This window comes from Methanoculleus sp. (genome assembly GCF_030019085.1).
In the GTDB taxonomy this organism is placed as follows: Archaea; Halobacteriota; Methanomicrobia; order Methanomicrobiales; family Methanoculleaceae; genus Methanoculleus.
This window is the reverse complement of sequence record NZ_JASEFJ010000044.1, coordinates 1-3,698: the sequence shown is the minus strand read 5'-3', so window position 1 is coordinate 3,698 and position 3,698 is coordinate 1. Positions and strand designations below refer to the sequence as shown.

At 62.2% G+C, this 3,698-nt stretch carries 1 protein-coding gene, 1 tRNA gene and 1 pseudogene; 1 reads left to right on the top strand and 2 read right to left on the bottom strand.

Going from position 1 to position 3,698, the window contains the following annotated elements:
* Positions 1-396 (bottom strand): annotated as a pseudogene (locus tag QMC91_RS09815) (thymidine phosphorylase); the annotation flags it as partial.
* Between the two features lie 37 nt (positions 397-433).
* Between QMC91_RS09815 and QMC91_RS09810 the strand changes: the two are divergent.
* Positions 434-505 (top strand) — tRNA-Arg (locus QMC91_RS09810).
* Between the two features lie 41 nt (positions 506-546).
* Here QMC91_RS09810 and QMC91_RS09805 read toward each other — a convergent pair.
* Entirely contained in the window at positions 547-3,504 is a 2,958-nt protein-coding gene (locus QMC91_RS09805) for an Ig-like domain-containing protein (protein WP_300238061.1), read from the bottom strand.
* Between the last annotated feature and the right edge of the window lie 194 nt (positions 3,505-3,698).

Below are 3,698 nucleotides of genomic sequence, written 5' to 3'. Positions count from 1 at the left end.
GGCGATGTTCGTGGCGCCGCCCCAGACGATGGCGCCCCCGACCTTCTCGGTCATCTGCTGCACCTCGAGCGCCGAGAACGAGACGGGCGCGAGGACTTCCATGAGGTCGGCGGTTCCACCGGCGCCGGTGATGGCGCGGGAACTGGTCTTCGGGATCAAAAGGCCGCTCGCGGCGATGATCGGTGCGATCAGGAGGGTGATCTTGTTCCCGGGCACACCCCCGATGGAGTGCTTGTCGACGATGGGGTGCCGGGTGAAGTGGAGGCGCTCCCCGGTCTCGACCGTGGCCCTCGTCAGGTATTCCACCTCATCCATGTCGAGGCCGTTGATGTAGGACGCGGTGACGTAAGCGGTGATCTCGCCGGGCGAGAGGATCATTGTATAGAGTACTGACATAAAAACGCTTAATAACTTATGATAGAAACCGAAGAGGGGACCCATGGGGTAGTGGACATCCTTTTGGGCTTCGAACCCAAGGACGCGGGTTCAATTCCCGCTGGGTCCGTTAATCTTTTGGGGTGCGTGAGCCACGCACCCGAACAATCGTTACATGAGCCGGATATACGCCTGACGGCGTTCCCCGACCTGGATGGGTGGAAAGAGCAATCCGGCATCGGGCACGTCGTCTGCAGAGGCGCGTACCCGGATCAGGTATTCGCCCGGCGGGAGGCCCCGGACATGAAGCGAGGAGGTTTCGCCGACCACGGTGCCGTCCGGGCTCAGGACGTCGAACCGCACCCAGGAGAGGCCGCCGTCGTTTGAGTACTCCACGGACTCGGTCACAGTCCCGGTCCCGGTGTAGGTAAGGTCCCAGGCGACGGAGAGGATCTCTTCGACCGGTTCCGCACAGGTGTAGCGGGGATTTGAGAGCGCGAGCGTCGCGGAGCCGAACCCCGTGTTGCTGAGATCAGGAACGGCCGTGACGAAGGTGTCGGGGAGGGCGAGCTCCGCCGCGTCGTTGAACCGTATCGCGGATCCGGGCCCGAAGATGTTGATGTTGCCGTCGGTAAGCACCCTCAGGCGGAACGTCGCCTCCCAGGTCTGGCCGAGGTGGACCGTCCCGATCTCGAATGCCAGGTTCCGGTCGTCGTTCCAGTCGTCGGTCTGATTGAGGGTTCTTCTCGGCACAATCACATAATGGCCCGTCTCGTTCTCGACTGCGCTCTCGATGACGGTCGATACTCCGTCTTCGTAGACGTAGGAGAACACCCGCCCCCCTTCCCGTTCTTCGCTATTGACCTGAATCGTGCCGAAGTCGATGTTTATCGTGGTGTTGACGCCGGCCTCCGTCTTGAGGGCTCCGGCAATATCGGCGTAGATCGGGCCCAGGGCATCCGGGGCCGGTGCGTGGTAGTACCTCCCACCGGTCGATTCGGCAATGCTCTGCAGCGTCGATCGCGCGTCGCCGGAGAGGCTCTCCGAGTACGAGATCGTGAAGATGCGGATCTCGTTGTCCGCGGCGTACGCCGCCAGGTTCTGCCACCTCAAGGGGAGATCCTCGTACCGGTAATAATTCCGGGTCAGTGTCCCGTACCCATCCGGCGATGAGCGGGTCGAACCCGAACCCCGGGCGAGCGGGTCACCGTACCAGTTGTAGTCACCGTCGGAGAGGAGGACCACAGCCTTCACCGAACCGCCGTCCGCGCCGGCGACCAGGTGGTCGATCGAGACCTTCAGCCCGTGCCGGAGCGGGGTGCCGTGGTCGGGGACGATACCGTCGAGCGCATCCTTCACCGCCTGGAGATCATAGGTGAGCCCGGTATCGAGCGTAGCGTAGTCGCTGTAGGTCTTCGGATATGTATAGTCGTTGTCGATCTCGTGCGCGCCGATACCGGAACTGGCACCGGGGCGTGAGATACGGCCTTTGCCACCAAACGAGACGGCGGCCGCGCGATCGTAGTTCTCCGAGAACTGATCCACGAAGACCTTTGCCGCCTCGCGGACCGAGTGCATCCGATCGGGGTCGTCGTAGAGCATGCTTCCCGACCGGTCGGTGCAGAGCACCACGTCGACCGGGTCTGGCCGGAACGCCCAGCCGTCGCCCTTCAGCCGGATCGTGACGTCGACCGTATCGTTCACCGCCACCGTCTCGGGGGAGACCGTCGCCTCCACCGAGAGATAGGGGTAGTTCTCCCAGGCCAGGGGGATCGTCCGGGTGGTGCCGTTCCAGGTCGCGACGACGCCGCATTCGCCCCTCGCCGCTGCGCTCCAGCGCGGATCCCTCCGATCGGTCGTGAACGCACCCGGGTAGAACCGGACGACGGCGTAACCATCTTCATCGGTCACGGCAGAGGGCGCGGAGAGATAAGGGGCCGCAACCTGCGCGAATTCGCCGGTATCGACGTTTCGGATGGCGAAGGCCACCTCCTCTCCACCGACCGGGTTTCCTTTCACGTCGACGACCTTCGCACGAAGAGTTGCCGGCTGCGAACCCGGCACGTCGAGGCTCGGCATCGACTGGGGGCTTGCCGAGAGGAGCATCTCTACAGGAGCGGTGTGAACGAACTCAACGACCTGTGATACCGTCACGCTTGTGTTGTCCACGGCCGTTGCAGTGACGGTGATCCTCCCGGTGGTATCCTTCGGGCCGTAGGTGAGGCAGGCGACACCCGACCCGTTCGTCGTCAGGATGGTGTCTTCCCCTGCAAGCGTGGTGGTGACCCTGATATCACGGCCGGCTGCGGGGTTGCCCCAGGCGTCGAAGAGCCGGTAAGTCAGGGTGAACGTGCTCTGGCCGTCGGCGGGCTGGTAGGGGTTCGGATCGGCATCGGGGTTGACCAAGACGGCGATGGCGGCCGGATGTCCGGTTGGGAGGCCGCGAATGGAGATGTAGCGGTCGATCCCGCCTGAAGGAACGGCAATCCGGACGATGTTCTCGCCGACGGTTCGGCCGGTTCTGAAGGGGACCTGGACAAAGCCCGTGGCGTTGACCGTCCGTTCGATCTCGGGTACCGGTACTCCCCCGTCGTCGATGAAGACGGCGTCGTCACAGACCGAACCGACGCTGAAGCGGACAGTCTCGGGAACCCGGGTGTCATCCACCGGGTTGCCGTACCGGTCGGCCAGCCCCACGGTGATGACAGTGACGGTGCCCGCGGCAACCTCGAACTCGTAGTCAAGATAGGTGATGCGGTTGGCCGGGCCGTGATCGATCGGGAGGAAGAACGTCTCTTCGACGGTTCCGGCCCGTGCGGTTATCACGGCAACACCGCTCGCCGTCCCGGGGCTGAACGTTGCGGCCGCGGTTCCGGAGGTACCGGTGGTGACGGCTGTGGGCGATATGCGGCCGAAAGCCGGGTCGACCTCGAACACCACGGTGCAGTTCTCGAGCGGCATCCCGCTCCCATCGAGGACCTGCACGGTTATTTCAGCGGTATCGGTTCCGCCTGCCGCAAGCCAGCCGACATCGCTCGATATGATGATCCGGTCAGGGCCCGTCGCACTCACCGCAGGAACGATCAGGCCGAGCAGGATCATGAGGAGGAACACTTTTGTAAAATCCATGCTGAGATCAGGGAGCCGTGATCCCACACATTATATATAATGCTTTTCATTTGATCCAGATTGTTACGGATCATAAATGACACCAAGAAACCAACGGATGTCAAAAATACTATCAATATATCGTATTTTTTAATCCGAGAATAAGCAGGAAGATCACTTCACTCGCATAACAATAATATAGGGATTATTTAAAG